The 25331-nt window shown below is 63.9% G+C and carries 26 protein-coding genes; 4 read left to right on the forward strand and 22 right to left on the reverse strand.

What is annotated here, in order from left to right:
• Positions 1-3 precede the first annotated feature (3 nt).
• From pabC to BLS61_RS01015, 8 genes are all read right to left on the reverse strand, one after another.
• A complete protein-coding gene (gene pabC, locus BLS61_RS00980; RefSeq protein WP_090426127.1) occupies positions 4-819 on the reverse strand; it encodes an aminodeoxychorismate lyase in 816 nt (271 codons plus the stop codon).
• Positions 819-2063 (reverse strand): beta-ketoacyl-ACP synthase II, encoded by a 1245-nt coding sequence (gene fabF / locus BLS61_RS00985; RefSeq protein ID WP_090426130.1) that lies wholly within the window; start codon positions 2061-2063, stop codon positions 819-821. The genes pabC and fabF overlap by 1 nt, the downstream gene beginning before the upstream one ends.
• Positions 2064-2173: 110 nt before the next feature.
• Complete coding sequence (gene acpP / locus BLS61_RS00990) at positions 2174-2410, reverse strand: acyl carrier protein (RefSeq protein ID WP_003245177.1); 237 nt, start codon at positions 2408-2410, stop codon at positions 2174-2176.
• 229 nt (positions 2411-2639) lie between these two features.
• Positions 2640-3383, reverse strand: coding sequence for a 3-oxoacyl-ACP reductase FabG (fabG, locus tag BLS61_RS00995; RefSeq protein WP_090426132.1), 744 nt, complete (start codon positions 3381-3383; stop codon positions 2640-2642).
• Between the two features lie 15 nt (positions 3384-3398).
• Entirely contained in the window at positions 3399-4337 is a 939-nt protein-coding gene (gene fabD, locus BLS61_RS01000; protein WP_003245180.1) for an ACP S-malonyltransferase, read from the reverse strand.
• Between the two features lie 326 nt (positions 4338-4663).
• A complete protein-coding gene (gene plsX / locus BLS61_RS01005; RefSeq protein WP_090426135.1) occupies positions 4664-5674 on the reverse strand; it encodes a phosphate acyltransferase PlsX in 1011 nt (336 codons plus the stop codon).
• A 3-nt stretch (positions 5675-5677) separates the two neighbouring features.
• Positions 5678-5860 carry a 50S ribosomal protein L32 gene (gene rpmF, locus BLS61_RS01010; protein ID WP_003245185.1) on the reverse strand — a complete coding sequence of 61 codons (183 nt, stop codon included), beginning with the start codon at positions 5858-5860 and terminating at the stop codon, positions 5678-5680.
• A gap of 13 nt (positions 5861-5873) precedes the next feature.
• The gene (locus BLS61_RS01015) at positions 5874-6401 is read right to left on the reverse strand and encodes a YceD family protein (RefSeq protein ID WP_090426138.1); all 528 of its coding nucleotides are present in this window, start codon (positions 6399-6401) and stop codon (positions 5874-5876) included.
• Positions 6402-6511: 110 nt separating this feature from the next.
• Between BLS61_RS01015 and BLS61_RS01020 the strand changes: the two genes are divergently transcribed.
• Positions 6512-7093, forward strand: a complete 582-nt coding sequence (locus tag BLS61_RS01020) for a Maf family protein (protein ID WP_090426141.1) — start codon at positions 6512-6514, stop codon at positions 7091-7093.
• A 71-nt stretch (positions 7094-7164) separates the two neighbouring features.
• Here the strand turns inward: BLS61_RS01020 and sppA are convergent, their stop codons facing one another.
• The 3 genes from sppA to rluC are packed head-to-tail and all read right to left on the reverse strand — an operon-like array spanning position 7165 to position 9776.
• Positions 7165-8145 carry a signal peptide peptidase SppA gene (gene sppA / locus BLS61_RS01025; RefSeq protein WP_090426145.1) on the reverse strand — a complete coding sequence of 327 codons (981 nt, stop codon included), beginning with the start codon at positions 8143-8145 and terminating at the stop codon, positions 7165-7167.
• Complete coding sequence (locus BLS61_RS01030) at positions 8135-8830, reverse strand: HAD-IA family hydrolase (RefSeq protein ID WP_090426148.1); 696 nt, start codon at positions 8828-8830, stop codon at positions 8135-8137. The genes sppA and BLS61_RS01030 overlap by 11 nt, the downstream gene beginning before the upstream one ends.
• The gene (gene rluC, locus BLS61_RS01035; RefSeq protein ID WP_090426150.1) at positions 8823-9776 is read right to left on the reverse strand and encodes a 23S rRNA pseudouridine(955/2504/2580) synthase RluC; all 954 of its coding nucleotides are present in this window, start codon (positions 9774-9776) and stop codon (positions 8823-8825) included. The genes BLS61_RS01030 and rluC overlap by 8 nt, the downstream gene beginning before the upstream one ends.
• A gap of 576 nt (positions 9777-10352) precedes the next feature.
• Between rluC and rne the strand changes: the two genes are divergently transcribed.
• The gene (gene rne / locus BLS61_RS01040; RefSeq protein WP_090426153.1) at positions 10353-13385 is read left to right on the forward strand and encodes a ribonuclease E; all 3033 of its coding nucleotides are present in this window, start codon (positions 10353-10355) and stop codon (positions 13383-13385) included.
• Between the two features lie 115 nt (positions 13386-13500).
• On the opposite strand, the gene murB is transcribed toward rne, so the two are convergent.
• From murB to BLS61_RS01085, 8 genes are all read right to left on the reverse strand, one after another.
• The gene (gene murB, locus BLS61_RS01045) at positions 13501-14520 is read right to left on the reverse strand and encodes a UDP-N-acetylmuramate dehydrogenase (protein ID WP_090426156.1); all 1020 of its coding nucleotides are present in this window, start codon (positions 14518-14520) and stop codon (positions 13501-13503) included.
• Positions 14517-14981, reverse strand: coding sequence for a low molecular weight protein-tyrosine-phosphatase (locus BLS61_RS01050; RefSeq protein WP_090426159.1), 465 nt, complete (start codon positions 14979-14981; stop codon positions 14517-14519). Before BLS61_RS01050 ends, murB begins: the two co-directional genes overlap by 4 nt.
• On the reverse strand, positions 14981-15745 hold the full coding sequence (gene kdsB / locus BLS61_RS01055) for a 3-deoxy-manno-octulosonate cytidylyltransferase (protein ID WP_090426162.1): 765 nt from the start codon (positions 15743-15745) through the stop codon (positions 14981-14983). Before kdsB ends, BLS61_RS01050 begins: the two co-directional genes overlap by 1 nt.
• Positions 15746-15931, reverse strand: coding sequence for a Trm112 family protein (locus BLS61_RS01060; protein WP_013714804.1), 186 nt, complete (start codon positions 15929-15931; stop codon positions 15746-15748).
• A gap of 22 nt (positions 15932-15953) precedes the next feature.
• Positions 15954-16955: a tetraacyldisaccharide 4'-kinase gene (gene lpxK, locus BLS61_RS01065; RefSeq protein WP_090426164.1), complete on the reverse strand. Its 1002-nt coding sequence runs from the start codon at positions 16953-16955 to the stop codon at positions 15954-15956.
• Positions 16956-17384 carry an ExbD/TolR family protein gene (locus BLS61_RS01070; protein ID WP_090426166.1) on the reverse strand — a complete coding sequence of 143 codons (429 nt, stop codon included), beginning with the start codon at positions 17382-17384 and terminating at the stop codon, positions 16956-16958.
• A complete protein-coding gene (locus BLS61_RS01075; protein ID WP_013714801.1) occupies positions 17381-18013 on the reverse strand; it encodes a MotA/TolQ/ExbB proton channel family protein in 633 nt (210 codons plus the stop codon). The genes BLS61_RS01070 and BLS61_RS01075 overlap by 4 nt, the downstream gene beginning before the upstream one ends.
• Positions 18014-18349: 336 nt before the next feature.
• A complete protein-coding gene (locus tag BLS61_RS01085; protein ID WP_090426168.1) occupies positions 18350-20563 on the reverse strand; it encodes a DNA internalization-related competence protein ComEC/Rec2 in 2214 nt (737 codons plus the stop codon).
• A 134-nt stretch (positions 20564-20697) separates the two neighbouring features.
• On the opposite strand from BLS61_RS01085, the gene BLS61_RS01090 reads away from it, so the two are divergent.
• Positions 20698-21225 carry a DUF2062 domain-containing protein gene (locus BLS61_RS01090; protein ID WP_024307564.1) on the forward strand — a complete coding sequence of 176 codons (528 nt, stop codon included), beginning with the start codon at positions 20698-20700 and terminating at the stop codon, positions 21223-21225.
• Positions 21226-21262: 37 nt separating this feature from the next.
• Here BLS61_RS01090 and BLS61_RS01095 read toward each other — a convergent pair whose 3' ends face one another.
• Genes BLS61_RS01095 through BLS61_RS01105 form a run of 3 tightly spaced genes read right to left on the reverse strand, consistent with a single transcriptional unit; the run spans position 21263 to position 24460 of the window.
• Positions 21263-22507: a lipoprotein-releasing ABC transporter permease subunit gene (locus BLS61_RS01095; protein WP_090426171.1), complete on the reverse strand. Its 1245-nt coding sequence runs from the start codon at positions 22505-22507 to the stop codon at positions 21263-21265.
• Positions 22507-23208 carry a lipoprotein-releasing ABC transporter ATP-binding protein LolD gene (gene lolD / locus BLS61_RS01100; RefSeq protein WP_024307562.1) on the reverse strand — a complete coding sequence of 234 codons (702 nt, stop codon included), beginning with the start codon at positions 23206-23208 and terminating at the stop codon, positions 22507-22509. The genes BLS61_RS01095 and lolD overlap by 1 nt, the downstream gene beginning before the upstream one ends.
• A gap of 4 nt (positions 23209-23212) precedes the next feature.
• Positions 23213-24460 (reverse strand): lipoprotein-releasing ABC transporter permease subunit, encoded by a 1248-nt coding sequence (locus BLS61_RS01105; protein WP_090426173.1) that lies wholly within the window; start codon positions 24458-24460, stop codon positions 23213-23215.
• A 292-nt stretch (positions 24461-24752) separates the two neighbouring features.
• Here BLS61_RS01105 and BLS61_RS01110 point away from each other — a divergent pair, with 292 nt between their 5' ends.
• Positions 24753-25319: a PilZ domain-containing protein gene (locus tag BLS61_RS01110; RefSeq protein WP_090426175.1), complete on the forward strand. Its 567-nt coding sequence runs from the start codon at positions 24753-24755 to the stop codon at positions 25317-25319.
• Positions 25320-25331 lie beyond the last annotated feature (12 nt).

A 25331-nucleotide genomic window follows, 5' to 3' on the forward strand; every position in this document is an offset into this window, starting at 1 on the left:
CAGTTATTTACTCAGTAGGTCGCGGACGATGGCCTGCAGTTTACGGGTGAGCGGCCCGACCGACCAGTGTCGCTCCTGCAGCGCCCGCACAGGCCAGATGCCATAAAGGCTGTTGCAAACAAAGACTTCATCGGCATTCAGCAGTTCGTCGAAGGAAATATCGCGTAACTCGATGGCCAGCCCGAGCAACTGCGCCTGCTGCAGGATCTCCGCACGCATCACACCGGCCACGCCGCAGCGCGACAGATCGGCCGTCACCAGAGCGCCGTCGATGATCAGGAACAGATTGCTGTACACCCCCTCGATGACCCGGCCACTGCTGTCACGCATCAGGCCTTCTGCGCACTCGGCGTCCTGCCATTCGGCGCGCGCCAGCACCTGTTCCAGGCGGTTGAGATGCTTGAGCCCGGCCAGCAAGGGTTGCTCGGCCAGACGGGTCGCGCAGGGGAACAAACGCACGCCCTGCTCGGCATGGGCTGGAGGATATTGCGGCAACGGCGCAGCCTGCAGAATCCGCAGCGGCTGACAAGGCTGCGGCGGCGCGTAGCCACGCTGCCCTTCACCTCGGGTGACGATCAGCTTGGCCACACCCTCGCCCAGTTGCCCGGCAAAGGCCTGCAATTCGCTTTCCATCAACAGCAGATCGAGCGGCATGGACAGGCGTCGGCACCCCTCTGCAAGGCGCGCCATATGCCGCGCCAGCAAGGGGATGCGCCCGCCACGCACGGCGATGGTCTCGAACAGGCCATCGCCATAAGCCAGGCCACGGTCGCGAACCGACAACTGCTCGCCGGGCGCGCCGTTGACCCAGCTCAGCATCAGCCGTGGTACCGACGGAACAGCAGCGAGCCGTTGGTGCCGCCGAAACCGAAGGAGTTCGACAGGGCGATCTCGATCGGCATGGCCTTGGCCTGGTGCGCGACGAAGTCCAGGTCGCAGCCTTCGTCCGGCTCGTCCAGGTTGATGGTCGGCGGCGCGACCTGGTCGCGGATAGCCAGCACGCTGAAGATCGCCTCCACCGCGCCCGCAGCGCCGAGCAGGTGACCGGTCATGGACTTGGTCGAACTCACCGCCAGCTTGTAGGCGTGATCGCCGAACACGTTCTTCACCGCCGCGGCTTCGGCAACGTCGCCCGCCGGGGTCGAAGTGCCGTGGGCGTTGATGTACTGCACCTGGTCAGCATTGATGCCGGCATCGCGCAGGGCTGCCGCCATGCAGCGCGCGGCACCGGCGCCATCCTCGGGCGGCGAGGTCATGTGGAAGGCGTCGCCGCTCATGCCGAAGCCGATCAGCTCGGCATAGATGGTGGCGCCACGCGCCTTGGCATGCTCCAGTTCTTCCAGCACCAGGGCGCCGGAACCGTCGGACAGCACGAAACCGTCACGGCCCTTGTCCCACGGACGGCTGGCCTTGGTCGGCTCGTCGTTGCGGGTCGACAGCGCACGCGCCGCACCGAAACCGCCCATGCCCAGGCCGCAGGCTGCCATCTCGGCGCCACCGGCGACCATCACGTCGGCTTCGCCATAGGCGATGTTGCGTGCTGCCATGCCGATGCAGTGGGTGCCGGTGGTGCACGCCGTGGCGATGGCGTAGTTCGGCCCCTGCAACCCCAGGTGGATCGACAGGAAACCGGAAATCATGTTGATGATCGAGCCCGGCACGAAGAACGGCGAAATACGCCGCGGCCCCTGCTCATGCAGCGATTTGCAGTTGTTCTCGATATTGGTCAGGCCGCCGATGCCGGAGCCCATGGCCACACCGATACGCTCGCGATTGGCGTCGGTGATGTCCAGGCCGGAATCACGCACGGCCTGGAAGCAGGCAGCGAGGCCGTACTGGATGAACAGGTCGAGCTTGCGCGCCTCCTTGGCGGAGAGGTATTCCTCGACGTTGAAACCCTTGACCGACCCGCCAAAACGGGTGGAGTAGGCCGACAGGTCCATGTGTTCGATCAGACCGATGCCACTGCGCCCGGCCAAAATGCCCTGCCAGCTGCTCGGCACATCGTTACCCAGCGGCGACAACATGCCCATACCGGTAACCACGACGCGTCTACGCGACACAGCAATCTCCTCTTGTTCTACTCAGGCGCCACATGCGCCTTGCACGTAAAGAAAAGCCGCACGCCTGATGAGGGCAGTGCGGCTTTTCTCGTCAGAAAGCTGACTGTGACTTATTGCGCGTGGGCAGTCACGTAGTCGATGGCTTCCTGAACGGTGGTGATCTTCTCAGCTTGCTCGTCCGGGATCTCGGTCTCGAATTCTTCCTCGAGAGCCATCACCAGCTCAACGGTGTCAAGAGAGTCGGCACCCAGGTCTTCAACGAAGGAAGCGCTGTTGGTCACTTCCTCTTCCTTGACGCCAAGTTGCTCGGCAACGATTTTCTTGACGCGTTCTTCGATGGTGCTCATACCTTGTTTTCACTCCTATTGGACAAATCCAGGCAGCTGGTAGCGGCCAAGTGTATAGAAAGGGTTTTTAGCATTTCAAGCTGAATGCCGGGGAGCCCCCAGGAACACTTCAACGATCTGTCTATAAACCTGTTGCAGCTTTATAACGGATTTTAGACAGCCACTATGACAGTTTTCTGATGGCTCGCGTCACATTCGAGAGCCTCCGGGGTTTCCAGAGGCGCCCTTTTTAGCTCATGTACATACCGCCGTTGACCGGAATGGTAGCCCCGGTGACATAACCTGCGCCATCGGAAGCCAGGAAACCGACCACCTTGGCGATCTCTTCGGCCTGGCCCAGACGACCCAGCGGAATCTGGGTCAGCAGCGCATCACGCTGGCCTTCCGGCAGTTCGCGGGTCATGTCGGTGTCGATGAAACCGGGCGCCACCGAGTTGACCGTGATACCGCGCGAACCCACTTCACGCGCCAGTGCGCGGCTGAAACCTTCCAGACCGGCCTTGGCTGCAGCGTAGTTGACCTGCCCGGCGTTGCCCATCGCCCCGACCACGGAACCGATGTTGATGATGCGCCCGAAACGCGCCTTGGTCATGCCACGCAGCACGGCCTTGGACAGACGGTAGAGGCTGTTCAGGTTGGTGTTGATGACGTCATGCCACTCGTCATCCTTCATGCGCAGCATCAGGTTGTCACGGGTGATGCCGGCATTGTTGACCAGGATCAACGGTTGACCAAGATGTTGCTGGATGTGTTCGAGGGTGGTGGCGACCGATTCATCGTTGCTCACGTCGAGCACCAGGCCGGCGCCTTCGACGCCGTTGGCCTTGAGCGTTTCGGCGATGCGCTCGGCGCCCGAGGGGCTGGTGGCAGTGCCGATGACGATGGCGCCCTGGCGACCCAGCTCCAGAGCGATTGCCTGACCGATACCACGGCTGGCGCCGGTGACCAGTGCGACTTTACCTTGCAGACTCATATTCGTTCTCCTTGCTCAAGCCAGGGCTGCGCGAGCGGCAGCAAAAGCATCCGGGGTATCCAGGTTGTGAGTATTGATGCCTTTGACGCAGCGCTTGTTCAGGCCGCTCAGCACCTTGCCAGGGCCGCATTCGACCAGATCGGTCACGCCCTGCTCGGACAGACGCACCATGGACTCGACCCAGCGAACCGGGCTGTACAGCTGCGCCAGCAGGTCAGCCTTCAGGGTGGCCAGGTCGGACACCACGGCGGCGCTGACGTTCTGCACCAGCGGGATCTGCGGCGCCTGCCAGTTCAATGCCTCGACCGACTCGGCGAAACGCTCGGCAGCCGGTTTCATCAGCGCGCAGTGCGACGGCACGCTGACCGGCAGCGCCATGGCGCGCTTGGCACCACGCGCCTTGCACGCCTCGATGGCGCGCTCGACGGCAGCCGCGCTACCGGCGATCACCACCTGACCGGGGGCATTGAAGTTCACTGCACTGACCACATCGCCCTGCGCCGCTTCGGCGCAGGCGGCGAGCACATCGGCATCTTCCAGACCGAGGATGGCGGCCATGCCGCCCTGCCCGGCCGGAACGGCCTGCTGCATCAGCTGACCGCGGCGCTCCACCAGTTTCACGGCATCGGCAAAGCCGATGCTGCCAGCGGCAACCAGCGCGGAATACTCACCCAGGCTGTGGCCGGCGACGAAAGCCGGCTTGGCGCCGCCCTCGGCCTGCCACAGACGCCACAGGGCGATGGAGGCAGTGAGAATGGCTGGCTGGGTCTTGTCGGTCTGGTTCAGTTGCTCTTCCGGGCCTTGCTGGGTCAGAGCCCAGAGGTCGTAGCCGAGCGCTTCGGAGGCTTCGCCGAAGGTATCGAGCACCAGCTTCTGCTGGGCACCGTGCTCGGCGAGCATGGCCAGGGCTTGCGAACCCTGACCGGGAAAGACGAATGCGAGGGATGCAGACATGAATAAGTCCCTTGAGTCGAAAAACCAACGCCAGGGGAGCCTGGCGCAGCAAACTGACAGTTGGATGACAGGCCGCGTGCCGCGGTCACATTCGGGCACGGATCGCGCCCTGAAGGGCACCTCTAAAAACGTAGGCGAGGCAGCCAGCGCAAGGCAAAAACAGGCGAAAAAGCGCAGTTTACGCGTTGTAAATGAGCACTTGATTCGCTTCGCTCACCCCTGCGGGGCCGCGCTAAAGCGCGTTCAGCCTTCGGCTGTGAGCCTGTTTTTAACGCCGCGATGGCAACGCAGGTAGTTTTTAGAGGCGCCCTGAAAGCGCGACGAGTCTACAACAACAAGTCCTCGAGTCGACCATGCAGTCGCTGCGGCAGATTTTCCTGTACCTCGCGCAGCGCGCAGCGGATGGCGCTCTGGAAGCTCTCCTGACCGGCGGCACCGTGACTCTTGACCACGATGCCCTGCAGCCCGAGAAAGCTCGCGCCATTGTGCCGAGCGGGAGCCAGATCGGCCTTGAGGCGGCGCAGCAGGGGCATCGCCAAAGCACCGACCGCCTGAGCGAACAGCCCCTCATTGAACAGCGTCTCGACCCGCCCGGTGATCATCTTCGCCAGGCCTTCGCTGGACTTGAGCAGGATGTTGCCGACAAAACCGTCGCACACCACGACATCGGCTTCGCCACGGTACACCCCGTCGCCTTCTATATAGCCGATGAAATTCAGCCCGCGTGCCTGCTGCAGCAGGCTGGCGGCGAGCTTGACCTGCTGGTTGCCCTTGATGTCTTCGGTGCCTACATTGAGCAAGGCGACTCGCGGCCGAGACACACCCAGCGTCTCGGCCGCCACGGCGCCCATGATCGCGAACTGATAGAGGTGCTCGGCACTGCAATCGACATTGGCGCCCAGATCCAGCAGGTAGCAATGCCCACGCTCGGTCGGAATCGGGCTGACCATGGCCGGCCGGTCGATACCCGGCAGCGTCTTGAGCACATAACGCGACAGCGCCATCAGCGCACCGGTATTACCGGCACTGACGCAGGCATGGGCCTGGCGCTGACGTACCAGCTCCAGCGCCACGCGCATCGAGGCATCGGGCTTGCCGCGCAAGGCCTGAGCCGGACGTTCGTCCATGGCGATCACTTCGCTGGCGTGATGAACCTGCAGGCGCGAGCGATCGACGCCGGACTGGCGAGCGAGCTGTTCTTCGATAAGGGGAGCTTGACCGACGAGGGCCAGGTGCAGCGAGGGGAATTCGGCCAGCGCAGAAATGCAGGCCGGAACAATGCAGTGGGGACCGAAGTCCCCACCCATTGCATCAATCGCGATGATCGAGGCAGACAAGGATTACTCGTCAGCGCCCTTGTCGATCACTTTGCGACCGCGGTACACGCCTTCCGGAGAAACGTGGTGGCGCAGGTGAACTTCACCGGTGCTCTTCTCTACGGACAGGGTGCTGGCCTCGAGAGCGTCGTGCGAACGACGCATGTCGCGGGCGGAACGGGATTTTTTGTTCTGCTGAACAGCCATAACTCATTAACTCCTAAACGTTTGGGTCACGCTTTAACTGCGCCAATACACTGAACGGGTTGGACCGCGATACCTCGTCCTTGCCCGGCTCGGGCTCATCGAGACCGTCCGGCTGCTGGCAATCACCTGGGGCATGAGCGGGAACGATCGGCAGGGCGAGAAGCAATTCATCCTCGACCAGACCGAGCAGCTCCAGCGGCTCTTCACCCACTTCCAGCACGTCGTAGCCCTTCGGCAAGGACTGAGTGTTCGCTCCAACCCGAACCACCGCGTATTCACATTCGCTGCGGATGGGTAGCGCGACCAGCTCCAGACAACGCTGGCAGACCATTTTGACCTCAACCTCGAGCTCACTGCGGATCACCACAGTTTTCTGCTCGTCACGCCCGAAATGAAATTTCGCCTGCACCGTGCCAGCCGTATCGGCAAGCGGGTCGCAGAGACGCGGCAGGCTGGCCAGTTCGAGCTGCCCTTCGAGGGTAGCTTCGCGGTCGGCGAGCTTGCGCGGATCAACGTGAGGTGGAATCGGCCCATTCAACATAGGCGCAGCATTCTAGGGATGCACCCTGCCCGTGTCAAAGGAAATTCGGCCTGTCTTCAAGCAGTGGCGATCAGTAGAATTCTTCGCCCACCTATATAAAGGAAGAGAACATGCCCGCGCTGCTGCTCGCCTCCAGCTCACCCTATCGCCGCGAGCTGCTCGACCGCCTGCAACTACCCTTTACCTGGCAGTCACCCAGCATCGATGAAAGCCGCCGCGAAGGCGAAGCCGCCATCGACCTGGTCAAACGCCTGGCCGAAGAAAAAGCCCGCGCCCTCGCCGCAAGCCATCCCGACCACCTGATCATCGGCTCGGATCAGGTCGCCGTACTCGGCGACGGACAAATACTCGGCAAACCCCACGACCTGCCAAGAGCCCAGCAACAACTGCGCGCCGCCAGCGGCAGCAGTGTCACCTTCCTGACCGGCCTGGCACTCCTCAACTCGACCACCGGCAAATGCCAGGTCGACTGCGTGCCCTTCACCGTGCACTTCCGCCCACTGAGCGACGAGCAAATCCTGCGCTATCTGCAACGCGAGCAGCCGTTCGACTGCGCCGGCAGCTTCAAGTCCGAAGGACTGGGTATCAGCCTGTTCCGCAGCACCGAAGGCGAAGACGCCACCAGCCTGGTCGGCCTGCCGCTGATTCGCCTGGTGGACATGCTGCTGAACGAGGGAGTCGAGATACCCTAGGACGGGCGAAACCCGCCGACCGAGATCGGCGGGTTGCACCCGCCCTACCAAACTGCTGCCTGCAGCCGCCCTTATTGCAGCGTCGGCCCCTGGAAGCCCATCCACAACGCGATGCGATCAGCCACGCTGGTACCCAGGCGCTTGGCGAAGCGATCGAACGGCGTGTCACGCTGGGTGAAATCGACCATTTCCTTCTCGCCGATCACTTCACGCGCCACGTAGCTGGCACTGCCCAGCGCATCGACCAATCCAAGTTGCAGCGCCTGCTCGCCGGACCAGACCAGCCCCGAGAACAACTCGGGATGCTCGTCTGCCTTGAGACGATCACCACGCCCCTTCTTCACACTGTCGATGAACTGGCGATGAGTGGTATCCAGCACGGTTTTCCAGAAGCGGGTTTCCTCTTCCTTCTGCGGCTGGAACGGATCGAGGAATGCCTTGTGCTCACCCGAGGTGTACACGCGACGCTCGACGCCAAGCTTCTCCATGGTTTCGACGAAGCCGAAGCTGGCCGCCGTGACACCGATGGAGCCGACCAGACTGGCCTTGTCGGCATAGATCTCGTCAGCCGCACTGGCGATGTAATAGGCCCCGGACGCGCCCAGGTCACTGATCACCGCGTAGACCTTGATCTGCGGGTACTCGCCGCGCAAACGACGAATCTCGTCGTAGATATAGCCGGACTGCACAGGGCTGCCGCCCGGGCTGTTGATGCGCAGGATCACGCCTCTGGTGTTGGCATCTTCGAACGCCGCACGCAGGCTACCCACCACCTTGTCGGCGCTGGCTTCCTCGCGATCGGCGATCATGCCGCGAATCTCGATCAGGGCCGTATGAGCGGTGCCGGTCGAGGCCGATTTCAGGTCGAGCGCCGGCAACACCAGCGCCAATACCCCGAACAGATAGAAGAAGGTCAGCAGCTTGAAAAAAATGCCCCAGCGGCGCGAACGGCGCTGCTCCTGAACACTGGACAGCAGCGCCTTCTCCAGCAATCTCCAGCTCTTGGCATCCTCACCCTCGGACTTCGCCGATGACTTCCACTCATCCGACATCTTCACTCACCTCTGCAGGACGCTGCGCGCAACGACCATCCAGCCATGCACGCAACTCATTGAATTCATTGATTGCCAGACGCGGCGAACACTCGCGCAACAGCGACAGCGGCTGCGCGCCGAAACCCACCGCTACCGCATCCATCCCGGCGTTGCGTGCCATCAAGAGGTCGAAGGTCGAATCCCCCACCATCAACGCGCGCTCAGGCTGCACACGGCAATGCGCCAGAATCTCGTGCAGCATCAGCGGGTCCGGCTTGCTCGCCGTCTCGTCAGCGCAACGGGTGATATCGAAGTAATCCAGCCAACCCTTGTCAACCAGCACCCGATGCAATCCCTTGCGCCCCTTGCCGGTCGCCACCGCCAATTGATAGCCCTGCTCGCGAAAGGCTTCGAGCGACTCGCGCACCCCCTCGAACAGCGGCGACGGCTCGGTCTCCAGCGCCAGGTACTGCTCGCTGTAGGCGCGCCGAATGGTTTCGATGCGCAGCGGCTCGTCGAGTTCCGGATAGAGCGTGCGAATCGCCACCCCCAGCTCCAATCCGATGATGCCGCGCACCGCGACATCCGTGCAGCGCGGCACGCCCGCCACATCGGCCGCGCGATGCATGGCCTCGACGATGCGGCCGATGGAATCCACCAGCGTGCCGTCCCAATCGAAGATCAGCAGTTGATAGTCAGGCACTGAGCCGCTCCAGGGTTTTGGCCCACATCTCGTCCACCGGCGCCTCGAGCTTCAGCACACCGCCATCGGGCAGCGGCACATGCAACTCGTAGGCGTGCAGGAACAGGCGCTTGCCGCCCAGCTCGCGTATCTCGCGGGTAAAGTCGTCATCGCCGTACTTGGAATCGCCGGCGATGCAGTGCCCGGCATGTTTGGCATGCACGCGAATCTGGTGGGTACGGCCGGTCACCGGCTTGGCTTCGACCAGCGTGGCGAAGTCGCCGAAGCGGCGCAGCACGCGAAACAGCGTCAGCGCCTCCTTGCCCTCGCCATCGACCTCGACCATGCGCTCGCCGGAGCGCAGGTTGCTCTTCTGCAGCGGCGCATTGACCTGCTTCCTGGCGGTCGCCCAGTGGCCGCGCACCAGCGCCATGTAGCGCTTGTCCACGCCATCGCCACGCAGTTGCTCATGCAGATGGCGCAGCATGCTGCGCTTCTTGGCGATCATCAAAAGACCGGACGTATCGCGATCCAGGCGGTGTACCAGCTCCAGATCCTTGGCATCGGGACGCAACTGACGGAAGGCCTCGATCACCCCGTAATTCAGGCCACTGCCGCCATGCACGGCGATGCCGGCGGGCTTGTTCAGCACGATCAGTGCCTTGTCTTCGTAGACGATGGCCGCCTCGAGCCGCTCGAGCAGCCCCTGGGCGACCGGCTCGGGCTCGTCGCGCTCGGCCAGGCGCAGCGGCGGCACGCGCACGATGTCGCCGGCCTGCAGCTTGTACTCGGGCTTGATCCGACCCTTGTTCACCCGCACTTCGCCCTTGCGCAGAATGCGGTAAATCAGGGTCTTGGGCACGCCCTTGAGCTGTGTCCTGAGGAAATTGTCGATGCGTTGGCCGGCGAAATCCGGTGCAACCTCGATCAGCTGGACGCCGGAGGTTGGAGAGGCGGGAGTAGTCATCGCGCAATCATAACAATTTTTTATGGAATTGAAGCACTTAATCATTACTGCTATAGTCGCGAACGCCGCCAAAAGCGGCCTGGCTTGTGGATGATCGCCTAACTTGCCATCCCCTGCCCGCGCAAACCTTTTTGGACGTGAGGCCGTCCGACGGATTCTTCGGCTTGGAAAGCCGCAAAAGGCCACGAAGATTTCGGAAATAAAGCCTTGAGTATGATGCGCGATTCGCCCACTGGGCGGTCGCGGTAACTGACAACCGCTGCGGAATCCGCGCGCGGCACCCGATTTTCAGCGATACGTGTAGGGTGGAGATGTACAACTGTCGGACTGCGTAGCTTATCGCTTGATCAAAGACGCCTCATCTCGTCCGCTACCGCCAGTTGATTCCTCTTCCTGACTGAGTGCTTTCTGTCACAACAGCAAGCAGGAGACGTCCGTCGCGACCGCAGCCTCTGATGGCAGGCCGTCGCTCGACAGTGGAACGATTTACGACCGTTTCTGACGCGCCTGACACCGACCCTGAGAGTCGTGTGTGCCTAACGTGGCTTCCGCTAGCCCGGAACCCATTGGTACCACATGAAAAGAATGCTAATTAACGCAACTCAGCCTGAAGAGTTGCGTGTTGCCCTGGTAGATGGCCAAAAACTCTACGATCTGGACATCGAGTCCGGCGCCCGCGAACAGAAGAAGGCCAACATCTACAAAGGCCGCATCACCCGCGTAGAACCCAGCCTCGAAGCCGCCTTCGTCGACTTCGGCTCCGAACGCCACGGTTTCCTCCCCCTCAAAGAAATCTCCCGCGAATACTTCTCCAAGGCCCCTGAAGGCGGCCGCATCAACATCAAGGACGTGCTCAAGGAAGGCCAGGAAGTCATCGTCCAGGTCGAGAAGGAAGAGCGCGGCAACAAGGGCGCAGCCCTGACCACCTTCATCAGCCTGGCCGGTCGTTACCTGGTGCTGATGCCGAACAACCCGCGTGCCGGTGGCATCTCCCGCCGCATCGAAGGCGAAGAGCGCAACGAACTGCGCGAGGCGCTGAACGGCCTCAACGCTCCGGCCGACATGGGCCTGATCGTGCGCACCGCAGGCCTGGGCCGCTCCAGCGAAGAAATGCAGTGGGACCTCGACTACCTGCTGCAACTGTGGAGCGCAATCAAGGAAGCCTCCACCAGCCGCCCTGCCCCCTTCCTGATCTACCAGGAATCCAACGTCATCATCCGCGCCATCCGCGACTACCTGCGCCAGGACATCGGCGAAGTGCTGGTCGACAGCGTCGAAGCCCAGGAAGAAGCCCTGAGCTTCATCCAGCAGGTGATGCCGCAGTACGCGAGCAAGATCAAGCTGTACGAAGACAGCGTGCCGCTGTTCAACCGCTTCCAGATCGAAAGCCAGATCGAAACCGCCTTCCAGCGTGAAGTGAAGCTGCCGTCCGGCGGCTCCATCGTCATCGACCCGACCGAAGCCCTGGTTTCCATCGACATCAACTCGGCGCGCGCCACCAAGGGCAGCGACATCGAGGAAACCGCGCTGCAGACCAATCTGGAAGCGGCCGAGGAAATCGCCCGCCAGCTGCGCCTGCGTGACATCGGCGGCCTGATCGTCATCGACTTCATCGACATGACCCCGGCCAAGAACCAGCGCGCCGTCGAAGAGAAGGTGCGTGAAGCCCTGGAAGCCGACCGTGCCCGCGTTCAGGTCGGTCGTATCTCGCGCTTCGGCCTGCTGGAAATGTCCCGTCAGCGCCTGCGTCCGTCCCTGGGCGAGACCAGCGGCATCGTCTGCCCGCGCTGCAACGGCCAAGGCATCATCCGCGACGTGGAATCCCTGTCGCTGGCCATCCTGCGCCTGATCGAAGAAGAAGCACTGAAGGACCGCACCGCCGAAGTCCGCGCCCAGGTGCCGATCCCGGTCGCCGCGTTCCTGCTCAACGAGAAGCGCAACTCGATCACCAAGATCGAACTGCGTACCCGTGCGCGCATCGTGATCCTGCCCAACGATCACCTGGAAACCCCGCATTTCGAAGTGCAGCGTCTGCGTGACGACAACCCGGAAGCGCTGAGCGGCCAGACCAGCTACGAAATCGCCGCCACCGCGGAAAACGAGGAAGCTGCCGCTCACCCAACCGCAGCGACCCGCACCCTGGTTCGCCAGGAAGCCGCGATCAAGGCCGCGCCGCGCAGCAGCGCTCCGGTTGCCGCCGAGCCGCAACCGGCTCCGCTGGCTCCGACCAAATCGCCAGAGCCGAGCCTGTTCAAGGGCCTGGTGAAGTCCCTGGTCAGCCTCTTCGCCGGCAAGGAAGAAGAAGCCCAGCCTGCGGTCACCGAGAAGAAGAACAACGAGCGTCCGCCGCGCGAAGAGCGTCGCAACGGTCGTCAGCAGAGCCGTAACCGTGGCGGTCGCCGCGATGACGAGCGCAAGCCGCGCGAGGAACGCGCCCCGCGTGAAGAGCGTCAGGCCCGTGAACCGCGTGAAGAGCGCCAACCTCGCGAAGAGCGTGCCCCGCGTGAAGAGCGCGCCCCACGTGAGCCGCGCGAAGGCCAGGAAAACCGCCGCGAGCGCAAGCCGCGCGAAGAGCGTGCCCCGCGTGAAGAGCGCGTACGTGAACTGCGCGAGCCGCTGGACACTGCTGGCAACGAACAACGCGAAGAGCGTGCCGAGCGTCAGCCACGTGCCGAACGCCAGGAGCGTCAGCGTCCGCCGCGCGAAGAGCGCCAGCCGCGTGCCGAGCAGGCCGAGGCTCTGCAGGACGAAGCACTGCCGAACGAAGAGCAGCTGCAGGATGACGAGCAGGACAACAATGACGGTGAGCGCCCACGTCGCCGCTCCCGCGGTCAGCGTCGTCGCAGCAATCGCCGTGAGCGTCAGCGTGATGCCGATGGCAACCTGATCGAGAGCGCCGAGAACAGCGAAGCTGCCGGTAACGACGCTCAGGCCGTCACCCCGGCTGCCGTGGCTACTGCCGCCGCTGTAGTTGCCGAAAGCGTCGACAGCAGCGAGAACGTCGCCAGCGAAGCACCGGCTGTCGAAGCGCCGGTCGCACAGGCTGAAGCTCCGATCACTCAGCCGGTCGAGGTGCAAGCCGAGGCTGCCGTGACTGAAGTGGTCGAAGCTGCTCCTGTCGAGGCTGAACCTGTTGCCGTCAGCGAAGCACCTGCTGCCGTCGAAGTGCCGGCCACCGAGCCCGTCGTGCAAGCCGAGCCGGTTGTGGAAGTTGCCCAGGAGCCTGCTCCGGCACCGGTCGAGCAAGCACCTGCAGTCGCAGCGGTCCCGGCCAACGCCACCGGCCGCGCCCCGAACGACCCGCGCGAAGTGCGTCGTCGTCAGCGTGAAGCCGAGCGCCTGGCGCGTGAGGCAGCCGAAGCGGCAGCCGCAGCTCCGACCGTTGAAGCTGCTCCGGCTGTCGAGGCCGCTCCCGCCGTGGAAGCAAGCGCCCCGGTAGAAGCCGAAACCGTCGTGGTAGAAACCGCACCTGCAGCCGAGCCGGTCACTGAAGCGCAAGTTGCTCCCGTCACCAGCGAGCACGAGCAGGATGCGAGCGAAGCGGTGGAGCCTGCGCAACCTGAAGCTGAGCCGCAAGACGACAAGGAAGAGGTCAAACCTCAGGTTTGATCCTTCTGCGGTCACGAAAAAGGGGATGCCTAGGCATCCCCTTTTTCATATCCGCTGCAAACAGACCGGATGCAATCCGGAAACGGCAGTCGCCGGATCACGGCCGGCCCACAGCTCAAAGCACGTTGGGTTCGATTTCCAGCGCTACGCCAAAACGCTGCAGGATATCGCTCTGAATGCGCTGCGCCAGTTGCAGCAGTTGCGCACCTGTGGCGCTGCCGTAGTTGACCAGCACCAGCGCCTGCAGACGATGCACGCCGGCATCACCCTCACGCGCGCCCTTCCACCCTGCCCGCTCGATCAGCCAGCCGGCGGCCAGCTTGACCAGACCATCGCCCGCCGGATAGCTGACCAGGTCGGCGTGCTCGGCACGGATGCGCTCGGCCAGCTCGAACGACACCACCGGGTTCTTGAAAAAGCTGCCGGCATTGCCCAGTTCGGCGGGATCGGGCAGCTTTTCGCTGCGAATGGTGCAGATGGCCTGGCTGACGTCGCTGGCAGTCGGCGCCTCCACGCCCATCTCGGCAAGACGCTGGCGCACCGGGCCGTAGTCCAGGCGCAGCGAAGCCAGGCGGCTCAAGCGAAAGCGCACGCGCAGGATCAGCCAGCGCCCGGCTTCGCGCTTGAACAAGCTGTCGCGATAGGCGAAAGCGCACTCCTCCAGCGCAAAATCGCGCAGCTCGCCGGTATGCCGGTCCAGCGCGGTGAGGCCGGCGAACAGATCCTTGATCTCCACACCGTAGGCGCCGATGTTCTGCATCGGCGCGGCGCCGACGGTGCCGGGAATCAGGCTGAGGTTTTCCAGGCCGTTCAGACCCTGTGCCAGGTTCCACTGCACGAACGGATGCCAGGGCTCGCCGGCTTCGGCCTCCACCAGCACCTGCTCGCCATCGTCCTCGAGGATGCGAATGCCGCGACTGGCCATGCGCAGCACCAGCGCCTCGACATCGCGAGTCAGCAGCAGGTTGCTGCCACCGCCGATCACCAGCAGCGGCAAGCCCTGCTGCTCGGCCAGGCTCAGCGCCTCGCGCACTTCGTCATCATTGCGGGCTTCAGCGAAGCAGCGTGCGTGTACATCGACGCCAAAGCTGTTGAAGGCCTTGAGCGAAACGTCGCTCTGCAGATTCAGGCTCACAGGCGCCCCTTGATTTCGTTCAGCAGCGCATCGCTGGCCTGCTCGATCAGGTCCAGTACCTGCTCGAAGCCCTCGTCGCCGCCGTAGTACGGGTCGGGCACCTCATCCAGCGCCAGTTCATAGCGACGCAGGTACAGATCGAGATCGGCGCGGGCTTCGGCCGGGCGCAGCGCCTGGAGATTGCGCAGATTGCTCTGATCCATGGCCAGGATCAGGTCGAAGCGTTGGAAGTCGGCGGCCTCGACCTGACGCGCCCGTTGTGCGGACAGATCATAGCCACGGCGTAGCGCCGCCTGGCGCGTACGACTGTCCGGCGCCTTGCCGACGTGCCAGTCGCCGGTGCCGGCGGAATCCACCTGCACGCGATGCTCCAGCCCTGCCGCACGCAGCTTGTGACGGAAAACGCCTTCAGCCGTGGGCGAACGGCAGATGTTGCCGAGACAAACGAACAGGACCTTCATCAGGCCCCCAGCAGGTGGCGCACCCGCTCCAGGTCTTCGGCGGTATCGACACCGGCAGCCGGTGCTTCGAGGGCATCGGCGACATGGATACGCACACCGTTGTACAGCGCGCGCAGCTGCTCCAGGCACTCGGTGTCTTCCAGCCAGCACGGGCCCCAGGCGACGAAGTCATGCAGGAAGCCCGCGCGGTAGGCATAGATGCCGATATGACGGCGATAAGGCACGCCGGCCGGCAGCACGTCGCGGCTCCTGGCAAAGGCATCGCGCGCCCAGGCCAGCGGCGCGCGACTGAAGGTCAGGGCCAGGCCATTCTTGTCGGCGACCACCTTGACCACATTGGGGTTGAACAGCGCGGTGACGTCTTCGATGGGCTCGGCCAGGGTGGCGATACCGGCCTGCGGGTTGGCCGCCAGGTTGGCCGCCACCTGATCGATGATCACAGGCGGAATAAGCGGCTCGTCACCCTGCACGTTGACCACGATGGCATCGGCCGGCAGGCCGAGCTGGGTAGCCACTTCGGCCAGACGGTCGGTGCCGGAGTTGTGATCCTCGCGGGTCAGCAGCACCTCGGCGCCGAAAGCCTTACAGGCCTCCTTGATGCGCGCATCGTCGGTAGCGACCACCACACGGCTGGCCGAGCTCTTCCTGGCCTGCTCCCAGACGTGCTGCACCATGGGCTTGCCGGCGATGTCCTGCAGCGGCTTGCCGGGCAGACGGGTGGAGGCGTAACGGGCGGGAATGACGACGGTGAAGGCTGCGCTCATTTACTTGTCCAGACGCTCGTCGGTATTGAGGGTGCGTGCTTCGCTCTCCAGCATCACCGGGATGCCGTCGCGAATCGGGTAGGCCACGCCGGCACCCTTGCTGATCAGTTCGGTCTTGTCTTCGGAGAGCTGCAGCGGGCCCTTGCAAATCGGGCAGGCGAGAATGTCGAGCAGTTTCAGGTCCATGGCGCAGTCCTTGGTGAGGTCATCAAGACCTCGGTATGAGGCGAGCCAGCTCCTTGTCCAGCCAGTCGACGAAAGCCGGCGTGGGCACGGCGTCGACGGCCAGGTACCACCAGTCGGCGGCGGCGAAGGCCCGGCATTTCACCGCATCCTTTTCCGTCATCAGCAGGGGCAGCGGTGGCTCGAAGCTGAGCTGGGCGGCATCGTACTGCGCATGGTCGGCAAAGGGGTGCGGAACCGGGCGCCAGTTTAGCGCTTCGAGGGTATTGAAGAAACGCTGCGGGTTGCCGATGCCGGCCACCGCATGCACGGCCTGGCCGGGCGGGAAGTGCTCGAGGCCGACACGTTCGCCACTGGCCAGGTTGACCAGTGCGGCCGGCTGCAGGCGAAAGGCGTAACCCTCGGCACTATCGGTGTCGGCGCCATTGAACAGCACGGCGTCCACCTGAGCCAGACGCTCGGCCGGCTCGCGCAGCGGCCCGGCCGGCAGGCAGCGGCGATTGCCCAGGCCACGCGCGGCATCGATCAGCACCAGCTCCAGATCGCGCGCCAGACGGTAGTGCTGCAGGCCATCGTCGCAAAGGATCAGGTCCAGCGGTTCTTCGGCCAGCAGCGCACGCACGGCGCGGCTGCGGTCCGGGTCGATCATCAGGGGCACGCCGCTGCGCTGGACGATCAGCAGCGGCTCGTCACCGGCCTGTGCGGCCGGTTGATCGGCACGCACGCGCCACGGCAGGCTCGGCGGCGTGGCGCCATAGCCGCGGCTGACCACGCCGACCTTGAGGCCTCGGGCGCGGCAGTGCTGGATCAGAAAGAGAATCAGCGGCGTCTTGCCGGTGCCGCCGACGGTGATGTTGCCCACCACCAGTACCGGCACCGGCGCACGGTAGATGTCGCCCTCGCCGGCGAGAAAGCGCTTGCGCTTGCCCTGCACCACGCGGCGGTACAGCCACTCCAGCGGGCGCAGCAGCGCCAGCGCCGGGTGGCCGCGGTACCAGGCCTCGAGCAGGCGATCGGCAGCGCTCACCTAGGGAGTTTCCTGTGCTTCCACCGTGGTGATGCGCAGGTGCGAGAAGCCCAGCTTGCCGGCGGCGTCCATAGCGGTGATCACCGCCTGGTGCGGCGTCTTGCCGTCGGCGCTGATGATCAGCGGCAGGCTGTTGTCGCCGTCGGACTCCTTCTGCAGCGCCGCCATGAGGTTGCTCAGGTTGCTCTCCAGCAGCGCCTTGCCGTTGACCGAAAACGCGCCGTCGGCACCGATCAGCACCTCCACCTGCTTGAGCTCGGTCTGCTCCGGCGGCGTGCCGCTGGCCGCCTCGGGCAGGTCGACCTTGAGCTGGGTCTCGCGAGTGAAGGTGGTGGTGACCACGAAGAACAGCAGCAGGATGAATACCACGTCGATCAACGAGGCCAGGTTGATCTCGACGTTCTCCCGCGGTTTGCGCCGGAATTTCACGCCTTGCCCTCGCCCAGGTCGACGTCGCGATCACCCTGGACCATTTCCACCAGCTTGATCGCTTCCTGTTCCATGCCCACCACCAGCTCGTCGACGCGGCGCTGCAGGTAACGATGGAAGAACAGCGCAGGGATCGCCACCATCAGGCCGGCCGCGGTGGTGATCAGAGCCTTGGAGATACCGCCGGCGAGCATCGGCGCGTTGGCCATGCCCGAGCCCATGAAGGAGCTGAAGATCTCGATCATGCCCAGCACGGTGCCGAGCAGACCGAGCAGCGGCGCGATGCCGGCGATGGTGCCGAGGGCATTGAGGTAGCGCTCCAAATCATGGATGACGCGCGCGGCGGCCTCCTCGATGCACTCCTTCATGATCTCGCGACCATGCTTGGAGTTGGCCAGGCCGGCGGCGAGAATCTGCCCCAGCGGCGAATCCTCGCGCAGCTCCTTGAGCTTCTGATTGTTGAGTTTCTTGTCCTTGATCCAGCGCCACACCTGGGCCAGCAGGTTGGCCGGGGTGACGCGGGCGGGCCGCAGGGTCCAGAGGCGCTCGGCGACGATGCCGGCAGCAGCGATGGAACAGAGAATGATCGGCAGCATCATCCAGCCGCCAGCTTTGACCAGTTCCCACACGGTAGAGAATCCCCCTCGAAAAAGTGGCGCCACTCTAGCATAGGGTTTAAAGGGTCTGTGGGCGTTTCGTCACAGCCGCGACGGTGCCTGTTTTGCTGCAGGGCTAGGCGCGAGGAGTGTGGTTTGGTCATTCCAAACGAGCGACGAGCAACGACGCACTGCAGCAAAACAGGCCCGTCCCTACGGGTTGCGCGGCAAATAGCGCCATGCGTTGTTGCAGGACTAGGCAAGGGGACACCATTACCTGCGTCCTGCGCCTAGCCTGGCGCCATTTGGCGCAGCAACGCGACTTGTGACGAAACACCCACAGACCCTTCCCGCCGACCGCCGCCGTTCTCATTTTTCCCGCCAGAAACGTGGCTCGCGTCGCAACGCCCGCGCTGCGGCATGCTCGCCCAGGCGCAGATGCAGTGCGCCGTCGAGCGCGGTGTCATGTACCTCGACACCTGCGGCCCGATAACGCTCCAGCACCTGCGGGTGCGGATGGCCAAAGGCGTTGTGGCGACTGCGGGTGATCAGAACATGTTGCGCCTCGACGGCATCGATAAAGGCCTGGCTGGACGAAGTGCGACTGCCGTGATGCGGCGCCAGCAACCAATGCGAGGCCAGGGGAAAGTCTGCCTGCATCAGTGCCCGCTCGGCCTGCACGTCGATATCGCCGGTCAACAGCAGACGTTCGCCCGCTGCCTCGATCTGCAGGACACAGGACAGCTGGTTGCCGGAGCTGGCCCGCTGCCACTGCCACAACCTGAAGGTCACCTCGTTCCATTGCCAGCTCTGCCCGGACTCGCAAGCTTCCGCGCCGAGCGCGTCGGCCAGCCTTTGCGGCTCACCGCTGATCACCCGCCTCACCGGCATACCGGCCTGGATCGCCAACGCGCCGCCAGCGTGATCGTTGTCTGCATGGCTGAGCAGCATCAGATCGAGATGCCGGACGTTCAGCGCGCGTAACGAGGGCAGGACGATACGCTCACCCGTATCGAAATCGCCAAAGCGCGGCCCGGCGTCATACAGCAGGGCGTGTTCCCGGGTACGCACCAGCACGGCCAGGCCCTGCCCCACGTCCAGCACCCAGACATCGGCACGGCCATCGAGCAGTTGCTTTGACGGCAACAGCAAGGCCGGCAGCAACAGTGCAAGGCCGGGTAGACGCAGCGGCACACCGGCCGGCAGCAGGAGCAACAACGCTCCTGCCGCTGCCAGCAGCCAGGCCCATAGCGGCAGATCGCTCGGCAGCCAGGCAGGTAGCCACTCGGCAATAACGCCGAGCAGTTCGAACAGCAGGTGCAGCGCACCGCCGGCCAGCCACAGAAGCCCCTCCCCGACGACGGGAACCGGCAGCAACAAGGTGCCCAGCAAAGCCAGGGGCACGACCACCATCCCGACCCAGGGCACGGCGACCAGGTTGGCCAGCGGCCCGCTGCTGCTGACCGGCAGGCCGAGGATCAGCATCATCGGCAGCAGGCCGATGGCCATGGTCCATTGCGCACGCGTGAGTCCGCGCCACCAGCCCCAGACGCCGAGCCGACCGCCGAATACCAGAACAAGCACCGCCACCGCCGAGAACGACAGCCAGAAACCAGGCTGTAGCGAAGCCAATGGCTCCAGCAGCAGAACCACGATCAAGGCCAGCAACAGCGGCCACCATGCGCCCAGATGGCGAAAGCGCATGCGCCACAGCAGCACCAGCGCGACCATCACGCAGGCCCTGCGCACCGGCACCTCGAAACCCGCCAACACGCCGTAGATCAAGGCTCCGCTCAGCGCCAGGGCACAGGCGCAGGGTAGCCAGGGCCAGCGCGCCGGCCATGCGCCGAGCTTTGCCAGTAACGCCACCAGGCCGTAGAGAAAGCCGGCCAGCAGCGCGATGTGCTGCCCGGAGATGACCATCAGATGCACCGTGCCGGTGTGCTGCAGCAGGCGCCAATCGTCGGTGCTCAGGCCCGAACCGTCACCCAGGACCAGAGCGGCGATGGCGCCTTCTCGCTGAAAGGCCGGTACGGCCAACAGGTGCTGACGCAAACCGTCGCGCCAGCTTCCCAGGCCCGAAGCGGGAGTCAGACGCTCCCCGGCTTTGATCGTGCCCGTGGCGCCAATACGCTGAGCCAGCAACCAGGCCTCGTAGTCGAAACTCTGCGGATTGACCAGACCATGCGGGCGTTTCAGGTTGACTGCCAGACGCCAGCGTTCACCGCCCTGCACCCGTGGCCCGCCATACCAGGCCACCCGTATGCTTTTCGGCAACTCGGCGCGACGCGAATGCGCCTCCTCCAGCAGAAAGCGCACGACACCATCGGAAACTTCGGGCAGCCCGACCACCCGTCCCTCCAGCCACAGCGTGCGGCCGTCGAGCTCAGGGGCGAGGCGATCATCCAGCGCCCACTGCGCTGAATTGCACGCCCAGGCCAGCCCCAGCAGGAAGAACCCCAGCGGGTACACGCGCGTGAACAGCAAGGACAGACCGGCACAGGCTGCAGCCAGCAAGAGCCAGCCCGGCGGCAGGCTCGGCAGAAAACGCAGCGTCAATAACCCCAAGGCCAGCGCCAACATCCCTGTTCGCATCCTTCCTCCTCATAGAGCGGCTGTGGGCGCGTCCGGCGCTCACCTTCGGTCACAATATGGCAACGCTGGCCCTGCTGAATCCGTGCATAATATCGGCGCTTTTGCCTGCCCAGAGACTCTTCATGCCGCGTCGTTTATTCAAGCGCTACATGCCCACCCCCGACAGCATCAAGGGTAACAAGTCCCTGCGCTTTCTCGGCAAGCTGATTCATGATCCCAATCTCTGGCACCTCAACCGTCACTCGGTAGCCCGGGCAATGGCCATCGGCCTGTTCTGGGCGATGATCCCCATGCCCATGCAGATGCTGGCCGCTGCTGCCGTGGCCATCCCGCTGCGCGCCAACCTGCCGATCTCCATCGGCCTGGTCTGGCTGACCAACCCCATCACCATGCCGCCGATCTTCTACTGCACCTACAAGATGGGCGCCTGGATCATGCAGACGCCGCCGGTGCGCATGCCACAGACCCTGAGCCTGGAGTGGATCACGGCCGAAGTCGCCGTCCTGTGGAAACCACTGTACCTGGGCTCCTTCGTCTGTGGCCTGATCCTGGCCGCACTGGCTTATGTGCTGACCATGCTCTACTGGCGCTGGTGGGTCCAGCGCAGCTGGCGCAAGCGCCAGGAAAAGCGTCGACTGGAACGCCGCTGAAAAGAAAAAGCCGTCGAATGCGACGGCTTTTTCGTTCTTACTCGTAGCGTAGCGCTTCGGCCGGCTGCACCTGTGCCGCTCGCCAGGATGGATAGAGCGTGGCGAGGAAGCTCAGGATCAATGCCGCCGAGCAGATCAGTGCCACATCCAGCCACTGCAGGTCAGATGGCAAGCTGCTGATGAAGTACACGTCGGAGCTCAGCACCTGCTGCCCGGCGAAGGATTCCAGCCAGGCCACCAGCGCACTGACATTCAGCGCCGCGAGCACGCCGAGCACCGTGCCGATCAGGGTGCCGACCAGGCCGATCACCGAGCCCTGCACCATGAAGATGGCCATGATCTGCCGCGGTGTGGCGCCCAGGGTGCGCAGGATGGCGATATCGCCGCCCTTGTCGGCCACCACCATGATCAGGGTGGCGATGATGTTGAAAGCGGCGACTGCGACGATCAGCAGCAGCAGCAGGCCGATCATGGTCTTTTCCATCTTCATCGCGCTGAACAGACTGCCCTGGGTGTGGGTCCAGTCATCGGCGCGGTAGCCAGCACCCAGCTCAGCCAGCAGCGCCTTGGACACCTGCGGTGCCTGGTACAGGTCCTTCAGCGCCAGGCGGATGCCCGGCACCGTGCCCTCCGGCAGGCGCTGCATAGCCGCGGCATCGGCGACGTTGATCAGCGCCAGCGAGCTGTCCAGCTCGGCGCCGACCTTGAACACCGCCGCCACGTTCAGACGCTGCATGCGCGGGGTGACACCACCGGGCGCACTGCTCAGCTCGGGAATGATCAGCGTCAGCTTGTCGCCGACCTGCAGACCGAAGCGCCGTGCAGTGATGTCGCCGATCACCACGCCAAACTCACCGGGCTGCAGATTGTTCAGGCTGCCCTGACGAATGTGTTCGGGCAGGATCGACACCTTGCCCTCCTCTGCCGGATCGATGCCGTGGATCTGAATCGGCTGCATCAGCCCGCGATGCGACAGCATGCCCTCCAGCTCGGCATAAGGCGCGGCAGCCAGCACCTGCGGATTGGCCATGACCTTGCCGGCCAGGGCGCGCCAGTCGGCAACCGGCTCGGCACCATAGACCATGGCATGCGGCACCATGCCGAGAATCCGCGAGCTCATTTCCTTCTGAAAGCCGTTCATCACCGACAGCACCACGATCATCGCCAGTACGCCAAGCGCCAGGCCGATCATCGAAGTCAGCGAAATGAAGGAGATGAAGTGATTGCGGCGCTTGGCCCGTGTGTAGCGAGCGCCGATGAAGATACTCAGCGGACGAAACATCAGAGGGCCACCAGCTTGCCGTCCTGCAGGCTCAGCACGCGATCCATCTGCCGCGCCAGCTGCATGTCGTGGGTCACCACCAGGAACGCCGTATTGGAGTCGCGGCTGAGCTCGCGCATCAGTTCCTGAATGCCTTCGGCGGTGTGCTGATCAAGGTTGCCGGTTGGCTCGTCGAGTAGCACCAGCCCAGGACGATTGACCAGCGCACGGGCGATGGCCACACGCTGGCGCTCGCCACCGGACAGCTCGGCCGGCTTGTGATTGAGGCGATGCCCCAGCCCCACGCGCTCCAGCAATGCCGTCGCGCGCTGACGCGCTTCGGCGATCGACGTCTTGCCGATCAGCAGCGGCATGCAGGCGTTCTCCAGCGCGGTGAACTCGGCCAGCAGGTGATGGAACTGATAGACGAAACCCAGCGCACGGTTGCGCAGCAGGCCACGGGCGGTCTCGCTCAGCGCCGACAGCTGCTCGCCGGCCAGCCAGACACTGCCCTCGCTGGGCGTATCCAGACCACCGAGCATATTCAGCAGGGTGCTCTTGCCGGAGCCGGAGCTGCCGACGATGGCCACGCGCTCGCCGGGGAAGAGTTCCAGTTCGAGCCCGTCGAGCACGACTACCGACTCGGGACCTTCGTCGTAACGCTTGCTCAGGTTGCGGCAGCTGAGCACGGCATTGTGCTGTTTCATGGCGTTCTGATTCATGGATTCACTCATAGCGCAGGGCCTCGGCGGGCTGGGTGCGCGCGGCGCGCCAGGCCGGATACAGGGTAGCGAAGAAGCTCAGCAGCAGCGCCGCGGTACAGACCATCACCACGTCGGCGCTCTGCAGTTGCGAAGGCAGGTAATCGATGAAGTAGACATCGGCATTGAGAAACTTGATGCCCAGCAGGCGCTCGATGCCGGCGATCAGGCTGCTGACGTTGAGCGCCGCGAGAATCCCCAGTACGGCGCCGATGAAGGTGCCGACCACACCGATCACCGTGCCCTGCACCATGAAGATGGCCATGATCTGCCGTGGCGTGGCGCCAAGGGTGCGCAGGATGGCGATATCACCCTTCTTGTCGGTCACCACCATCACCAGGGTGGAAATGATGTTGAAGGCGGCCACTGCGACGATCAGCAGCAGCAGCAGGCCGATCATGGTCTTCTCCATGCGGATGGCCTGGTACAGGTTGCCGTGGGTGCGGGTCCAGTCACGAGCGTAGAAATCACCGTCGAGGGTCTGGGCGATCTCCCAGGCGCTACGTGGCGCCTGGAACAGGTCGTCGAACTTCAGGCGCAGGCCCTGGACCTGATCCGGCTGCCAGCGCTGCAGGCGCGCCAGGTCGCTGATGTTGGCCAGGGCCAGGGCACCGTCGATCTCGCCGGCACCCACGTGAAAGATGCCGGTGACGGTAAAACGCTTCAGGCGTGGGAACATGCCGGCCGGGGTCACGGTGACTTCGGGGGCGACGAAGGTGACCTTGTCGCCCAGCTTCAGGCCCAGCTTGGCCGCCGCCTTGTCGCCGATAACCATGGCGAAATCGCTAGGCTGCAGGCTGTCGAGGCTGCCTTCCTGAAAGAAGCCGTCGATGATCGATACCTTGCGCTCCTGCTCGGGATCGATGGCATTGATCAGCACCTTCTGCACCTTGCCGTCGTGCGTCAGCAGGCCCTGCATCTGGGTGAAGGGCGCCAGCGCCTCGACACGCGGGTGGCGCTCGACCTGTCGCGCGAGTGCTGGCCAGTCACTGACCGGGGTCGGCGATTCGACCGTGGCGTGAGGAATCATCCCCAGCACGCGAGTGCGCATCTCGTGGTCGAAGCCGTTCATCACCGACAGCACCAGGATCATCACCATCACCCCCAGGGTGAGGCCGAGCATGGACGTCAGGGAAATGAAGGAGACGAAGTGGTTGCGGCGCTTGGCTCGCGTGTAGCGCGTACCGATGAATACGAACAGAGGTCTGAACATGTCGGAGAGATTCGGGGGAAAAGAAAAACGTCCATGTGGCGGGGCCGGATCAGCGGCCTTACACTCAGAAGCGACTCGGAGTCGGCTACGCGCCGGGCCGGCTGCGTTAAAACACCTGGAAAGCCCATCATGGCTATCGCACTTCAGTGTGACCCCGAAGGGGCGAGCGAAGCGAGAGTTGCTCGTTTACCATTCGTAACCGGCGCCTGCCCAGCGATACCCGCCTGGCACGCATCCCGTTCTCGAGACTTTCAACTGGGTCTTCGACCACCACCGCTTTCATGGGTTCGCCATGTCGACTAACGATGTAGATGATCGCCGCGAATACTACCGTATCGAGGATACGATCGCACTGGAATTCAGCCTGCTGTCAGGGGCCGAAGCCCAGGCCAGCGACGTGCTTCACGACCCTTCGCCGCTGTTCAACCTGCTCAGCGATCTGCACCTGATGGACTTCGAGTCGCAGCATCTTTTACGCCATATCAGCGAGCGCGACCGCACCCTGGCCAATTACCTGAAGGTGATCAACAAGCGTATCGACCTGCTCGGCCAGGCCGTGGCGCAGAGCCTGCTGCGCGACATCGGCGCCCCGCGCCAGGTTTCGCTGTCCGAGGGTGGCATCAGTTTCAGCCACCCCCAGTCCGTGGCAATCGGCAGTCACCTGGCGATCAAGATGGTCTTGATGCCACAGGCCCTCGGTCTGCTGCTGCGTGCTCAAGTGGTGCATTGCAGCACACGCAGCGACGGCCAGTACGAGATCGGCACCGAGTTCGAAGCGTTGACCGACGCACAGCGCCAATTGCTGGCCCGGCATATCCTGCAGAGACAGGCCTTGGAACGTCGCCAGGCCCGCGAATGAACGCCGTCAAGG

Origin of the sequence: Ectopseudomonas guguanensis (genome assembly GCF_900104265.1) — a bacterium.
Lineage (GTDB): Bacteria > Pseudomonadota > Gammaproteobacteria > Pseudomonadales > Pseudomonadaceae > Aquipseudomonas > Aquipseudomonas guguanensis.